The 6,400-nt window shown below is 45.5% G+C and carries 7 protein-coding genes; all 7 read left to right on the plus strand.

The window, feature by feature from the left end:
- On the plus strand, nucleotides 1-1,497 hold a 1,497-nt coding region (locus ABYB02_RS13275; RefSeq protein WP_372762913.1), incomplete at its 5' end, for a chemotaxis protein CheA.
- Nucleotides 1,498-1,545: 48 nt separating this feature from the next.
- Complete coding sequence (locus ABYB02_RS13280; protein ID WP_372762914.1) at nucleotides 1,546-2,679, plus strand: chemotaxis response regulator protein-glutamate methylesterase; 1,134 nt, start codon at nucleotides 1,546-1,548, stop codon at nucleotides 2,677-2,679.
- Entirely contained in the window at nucleotides 2,672-3,436 is a 765-nt protein-coding gene (locus ABYB02_RS13285) for a flagellar motor protein (RefSeq protein WP_372762915.1), read from the plus strand. Before ABYB02_RS13280 ends, ABYB02_RS13285 begins: the two co-directional genes overlap by 8 nt.
- 5 nt (nucleotides 3,437-3,441) lie before the next feature.
- Nucleotides 3,442-4,395: a flagellar motor protein MotB gene (locus tag ABYB02_RS13290; RefSeq protein ID WP_372762916.1), complete on the plus strand. Its 954-nt coding sequence runs from the start codon at nucleotides 3,442-3,444 to the stop codon at nucleotides 4,393-4,395.
- Between the two features lie 12 nt (nucleotides 4,396-4,407).
- On the plus strand, nucleotides 4,408-5,178 hold the full coding sequence (locus ABYB02_RS13295; RefSeq protein ID WP_372762917.1) for a ParA family protein: 771 nt from the start codon (nucleotides 4,408-4,410) through the stop codon (nucleotides 5,176-5,178).
- Nucleotides 5,179-5,181: 3 nt separating this feature from the next.
- Complete coding sequence (locus tag ABYB02_RS13300; RefSeq protein ID WP_372762918.1) at nucleotides 5,182-5,967, plus strand: chemotaxis protein CheW; 786 nt, start codon at nucleotides 5,182-5,184, stop codon at nucleotides 5,965-5,967.
- Between the two features lie 27 nt (nucleotides 5,968-5,994).
- Nucleotides 5,995-6,400 (plus strand): chemotaxis protein CheW (locus ABYB02_RS13305; protein WP_372762919.1); only part of this gene is annotated, 406 nt, incomplete at its 3' end.

Genomic DNA, 6,400 nt, shown 5'->3' on the forward strand with positions numbered 1-6,400 from the left:
CTCCACGGAGTAGGCAGCTTTGGCGCGGTAACCGCAAACGCTAAGGCCGAGGTTGCTGATACGACTCAAGCCGCGGCGGATGATGATGAAATAACTGAAGATGAATTTGAAGCCTTATTAGATGAACTGCATGGTAAAGGGGCTGCCCCTCAGCCATTAGCCAGCCCCCCAAGCAGCATAGCGCAAAAGCCGGCAACATCCCCCAGTAAAATAGCGGCGCCAGCAGCCACTGCGACACCCGCTAAAGCCGAGTCGGCTGCGCCAGCCACCAGCCAAGCAAGCCCGAAAGCCAATGCGGCAGTGGCAAAAAAAGCGGTCGCGCCACAAGCGGAAACCACCGTGAGGGTGGATACTAAACGCCTAGATCAAATTATGAATATGGTGGGTGAGCTGGTATTGGTGCGCAACCGTTTAGTGAGTTTAGCGACCAGCTCTGAAAGTGAATCTATGAGTAAAGCGATATCTAACTTAGATGTGGTAACGGCTGACTTACAAGGCGCGGTGATGAAAACTCGCATGCAGCCAATTAAAAAAGCATTTGGCCGTTTTCCACGCGTGGTACGCGACTTAGCACGTTCATTAAATAAAGAGATTAATTTAATCCTTGAAGGCGAAGAAACCGATTTAGATAAAAATTTAGTTGAAGCACTGGCCGATCCATTAGTGCATTTGGTGCGTAATTCAGTTGATCACGGTATTGAAATGCCTGATGTACGAGAAGCCGCAGGTAAACCAAGAAGCGGTACGGTAACGCTCTCAGCCTCGCAACAGGGCGATCATATTTTGCTGAGCATTAAAGATGATGGCGCGGGGATGGATCCCAATAAGCTGAAAAAAATAGCGATTAGCAAAGGGGTGCTCGATCACGAACAGGCTGGGCGCTTATCTGACAGCGAAGCCTATAACCTTATTTTTGCTCCAGGGTTTTCGACCAAAGAAGCCATATCAGATATTTCTGGCCGTGGTGTGGGCATGGATGTGGTTAAAACAAAAATTACTCAGTTAAATGGCTCGGTAAGTATTGAATCGGAATTAGGTGTTGGCACCACACTTGCAATAAAAGTACCGTTAACCTTGGCTATTTTACCGACCTTAATGGTGGTGGTGGGCGAGCAAACCTTTGCCTTACCATTAGCGGGGGTGAGTGAAATATTTAACTTAGACTTGACCAAGACCAATATGGTCGATGGTCAGCTCACTATTATAGTGCGTAAAAAAGCGGTGCCGTTATTTTACCTAGAGCACTGGCTGGTGAAAGGCGCAGACCGTTCGCAGCGTAAAGCGCAAGGGCATGTGGTAATTGTGCAAATAGGCACACAGCAAGTGGGGTTTGTGGTTGATTCGTTAATCGGCCAAGAAGAAGTGGTGATTAAGCCGTTAGATAGCTTATTACAAGGTACGCCGGGAATGGCGGGAGCAACCATTACCTCAGATGGCGGTATTGCGTTGATATTAGACGTACCGAGCATGTTAAAACATTACGCAAGCAAACAATAAACGAATCGTATAGCTTGCGTTTAGTCGTTAATAATATAAGAGAGCGAAATGGCCATTAATGTTTTAGTTGTTGATGATTCAAGCTTTTTTCGCCGTCGAGTGAGCGAAATACTTGAGCAAGATAGCGATATTAAAGTAATTGGCTTTGCTGTTAATGGCCGCGAAGCGGTTGATAAAGCCGCACTTTTACGTCCAGATATGATCACTATGGACGTCGAAATGCCGGTGCTTGATGGTATTAGTGCCGTAAAAGAAATTATGGCAAGTAATCCGACTCCCATCTTAATGTTCTCTTCGTTAACGCGCGACGGTGCCACGGCAACACTTGATGCACTGGATGCGGGCGCAATGGATTTTTTACCGAAAAAATTCGAAGATATTGCTCGTAATAATCAAGACGCCATTAAGTTACTGCAAAGCAAAGTAAAAGAAATTGGCCGGCAACGCATTAGTCGAGTTTTAAAAGCGCCTGTCGCGGCAACGCCTAGTACTCCACTTGCCAGCTCAAAGGCACGCCCAACTAGCAGTACTCAAACGTTGCGCAGTGTTAATCCTCCCCCTGCAGCGCGCAGCAATACGATTGCTCCGCGAGCCAGTGGTAAACACTATCAATTGGTTGCCATTGGCACGTCTACCGGTGGTCCGGTGGCATTACAAAATATTTTAACCCAACTGCCGGCAAATTTTCCTCAACCTATTTTGTTAATTCAACATATGCCCGCGGCGTTTACACCGGCGTTTGCCGCGCGTTTAAATAGCTTGTGTAACATTGAGGTTAAAGAAGCGCAACAGGGCGACCGTTTGCGCGCTGGGGTTGCCTATTTGGCGCCCGGTGGTCAACAAATGATGGTTGATGGGCGTGGTAGTCAAAGAACGCTACGTGTATTTGCCGATAATAGCGAACGCATAAGTTATAAGCCAAGCGTTGATGTAACCTTTGCCAGTGCCGCCAAAGCATATCAGGGGGATGTGTTAGCGCTGGTTTTAACAGGAATGGGAGCAGATGGCCGTGAAGGCGCACGCATGCTTAAACATGCTGGCGCAACCATTTGGGCGCAAGATGAAAAAAGCTGTGTTGTATATGGTATGCCACAAGCGATCGCTAATGCGGGGTTAGCCAATGAAAGCTTAGCCTTAGCAGATATTGCACTGCGTTTAAAAAGAGAGGTGGGCTGTGGATAAACTTTCTATACTCGGATTACTAATAGGGTTAGGTGCCATAGCAATCGGTTACTCGCTAGAGGGCGGGGTGGTATCGGCACTGTTTAACGGGCCGGCGTTAATTATTGTGCTTGGCGGTACCGTGGGCGCTGTAATGCTACAAACTTCCGCTACCACCTTTAAAAAAATGCTAAAAATCACTCATTGGGCATTTATCGCCCCGCAGCACGATATAGAAGACGCCATTGAGCAAGTAAAGAGCTGGTCACACAAGGCACGTCAAGAAGGCTATTTAGCATTAGAACAAGAAGCACTTACTCACCCCGATGCCTATGCCGCAAAAGGGTTGGGGTTATTAGTTGATGGTTGCTCTGAGCAAAAAGTACGTGAAACCCTGGAAATTGATTTATTGCTTGAGCGTGAGCGATTACTCGAAGCAAGCCGTGTATACGAAGCCATGGGGGGCTATAGCCCAACCATAGGTATTTTAGGGGCGGTACTGGGGCTTATTCAGGCTATGTCGTTTATTACCGATCCAGTAAAACTGGGAGCTGGCGTGGCGACCGCCTTTATTGCCACTATTTATGGCGTTGGCTTAGCAAATTTATTATTTTTACCAATAGCGAATAAACTTAAACAGCGCGTTGAAGATAAAATGCTCTACCATGAAATGTTGGCCGAAGGGGTGATTGCTATAAGCCTAGGTGAAAGCCCGGTAAATATAGAGCTAAAACTAGAAGCTTACCGTGTTGATCGCCCAAGCTTAGTGGCGCAGTAGCCGTTATGTTGCGCCGTCGTTTACGTAGCAGTCAGGTAAAAAGTCAACACACCGAGCGTTGGTTGGTGTCGTATGCCGATTACATGACCATTATGTTTGCCTTTTTTGTGGTGATGTACGCGATTGCGATTAATAAAGAAGAAAACTTTCAAATATTGTCAGACTCTCTGGAGCAGGTGTTTGTAAAATCAGCTCGCCAGCATTCGCAATCGGGGACGGGGGTCAGTGGCGACGGCATTTTGACCGACCGAGTAACGCCTGAACAAGAAATACTGTACGGCGAAACTATTTTAAAACAACAGCAAGGTGCACAATTACTTGATGGTAAAAGTGACACCAGTAATATTGAGCAGCGTCATTTAGGTAAACCCCTCGATAGCTTACTTACTAAATTACAGTCAGCATTAATCGATGAAATACGCGAGGGCGAAGCCAATTTAGAGCTCAATCAAGATTGGTTAATTATCGAGTTAAGCTCGGGGATGTTGTTTGCCAGTGGCAGTGCGGTGGCGCATCAAAGAGCAAAACAAATAGTTAAAATAATCAAAGATATAATAGCTCCGGTTGATAACTATATTCGCGTTCGCGGCTATACTGATAATGAAACGATCCGCAATGAAATATTTCGCTCCAATTGGGAACTATCGGTCGCTCGCGCCACCTCAATTTTAGTTGAGCTGGAAAAATTAGGTATTAACTCGGCGCGCATGGCCATTGAGGGCTACGGTGAATATGCACCGTTTACGAGCAATAACACCGAGCAGGGGCGTGCAGAAAATAGAAAGGTGGTGATTGCACTGTCAAAATACGCGTTACCCGCAGCGCCGCCAGTGCAGCCTACAGTGCCACAGCCTGAGCCGGCTGCCACAGAGGTCGAGCTTCCTTCAGACGATAATACAATAAAAATAATTCGTTTACCGCACGGTGGTATTCGTATAACAACTCGCAATGAACCGTAATTAGGATGCAATGTGAAGATTTGGACAGTAGCCAATCAAAAAGGTGGCGTAGGTAAAACCACGACCGCAGTGAGTCTCGCAGGTATTTTAGCGTTACAAGGTCAGCGTGTGCTATTGATTGATACCGATCCCCATGCGTCTTTAACCTACTATTTTGGCATCGACTCGGAAGACTTAGAGGCCAGTGTGTATGATATATTTGTGCGCGGCAGCAGTATGCAAAGTGAAGAAATATTACAAGCATTATGCCCCACAAGTGTTGAAAACATTGATATATTACCGGCAACCATGGCCATAGCCACCTTAGATAGAAGTATGGGTACTAAAACCGGCATGGGGTTAATTTTAAAAAAAGCGCTGGCAAAAATTAGCGAATATTACGATTATGCAATTGTTGACTGCCCGCCGGTGTTAGGGGTACTCATGGTGAATGCGTTGGCCGCCTGTGAACGTATTTTAGTACCGGTGCAAACTGAATTTTTAGCACTGAAGGGACTGGATAGAATGATGCGCACCATGGAGTTAATGCAAACTTCGCAAGCTAAAAGTTATCAATATACTATAATTCCGACTATGTACGATAAGCGCACCAAAGCCTCATTAGAAGCCTATAAAACGCTGCAAAGTAGCTATACCCATAAAGTATGGCCTGGGGTGATCCCGGTAGATACCAAGTTTAGAGATGCGAGTTTAGCGCAAAAATTGCCTAGTCAATTTTGCCCACGTGCGCGAGGAGTATTTGCTTATCAGGCATTACTCGATTACTTAATTGAACAAGGCTAATAAATGAGTAAGCAATTATTTGCTAATGAAAAGGTGATGACTCAATACCTAGGGGCATTGTTATGTGAAGATGCCCCAGAAGAAAACCTTCATCCAGTAGCAAAGTTACTTGAACAAGTGGTGCCAGCTGAAGCGGTTAAACCTGTTAGCGATCAAGCAATAGCCGCGCATAGCCGCGCATCTGCCGTTGACGTAATACCACAGGACGCACTGGCGAGCGAGAGCCCTGAGGTATTAAGCAGTAAACAAGTAACACATAGCAGTCACGATGACACGCCGCATAGCGCCCCTGCGTCTGCCCCTAGTGCAGAGCACGTTTTAGCGTCACAAAGCAAAAGCGAGTATTTTGACGGTCAATTTCAGGCGTTATTTTTTGAAGTTGCGGGGCTCACTTTAGCCGTACCGTTAAAAGCGTTAGGCGGCATTCACGAGCTGGGCGAAGTTAATCATTTATTTGGCAAGCCTAAGTGGTTTAAAGGGGTCATGCTAAACCGAGATGAAAAATTAAATGTGGTAGATACCGCTCGCTGGGTAATGCCTGAAAAATATGACGCGCAGCTAGAGGCGTCGTTAGACTATAAATACTTAATTACACTGGGCGATAGCCAGTGGGGTTTATTGGCAGAAAAGTTAATAAATAACATTACATTGCAAGAAGAAGATGTAAAATGGCGGACAAACCAAAGCAAGCGTCCGTGGCTTGCTGGGGTAATAAAAGAAAAAATGTGCGCGTTAATTGATGTAAATAATTTAAATGCATTATTAGAGAAAGGCTTAGACAGCCGTTAGTAGTAATGATCATTACGAGGAAACAGCATGAACCAAGATAAGTTACTGTCAGCTAATAACAGTGCAGATAATAATGATGAGATATTACAGTGGGTAACGTTTAAGCTAGAAGATGAAACTTACGGTGTAAACGTAATGCAAGTGCAAGAAATATTGCGCTACACTGAAATAGCCCCAGTGCCGGGTGCGCCATCGTACGTTATTGGTATTATTAATTTACGTGGTAATGTGGTTACTGTGATTGATACTCGCTCTCGATTTGGTTTATCTGGGGTTGAAGCAACTGATAATTCACGTATTTTAATTATTGAAGCTGAAGAGCAAGTGATTGGTATTTTAGCCGATAGCGTTTCAGAAGTGGTGTACTTACGCAGCTCTGAAATAGACAGTGCTCCGAACGTGGGCACCGAAGAAAGTGCTAAATTTATTCAAG

It is taken from the genome of Pseudoalteromonas sp. (assembly GCF_041613455.1).
Lineage (GTDB): Bacteria > Pseudomonadota > Gammaproteobacteria > Enterobacterales > Alteromonadaceae > Pseudoalteromonas.

Excerpts from the sequence above, each read along its gene's own strand:
- ABYB02_RS13290 (WP_372762916.1), top strand. The coding sequence starts at position 3,442 with ATGTTGCGCCGTCGTTTACGTAGCAGTCAGGTAAAAAGTCAACACACC.
- ABYB02_RS13280 (WP_372762914.1), top strand. The coding sequence starts at position 1,546 with ATGGCCATTAATGTTTTAGTTGTTGATGATTCAAGCTTTTTTCGCCGT.
- ABYB02_RS13300 (WP_372762918.1), top strand. The coding sequence starts at position 5,182 with ATGAGTAAGCAATTATTTGCTAATGAAAAGGTGATGACTCAATACCTA.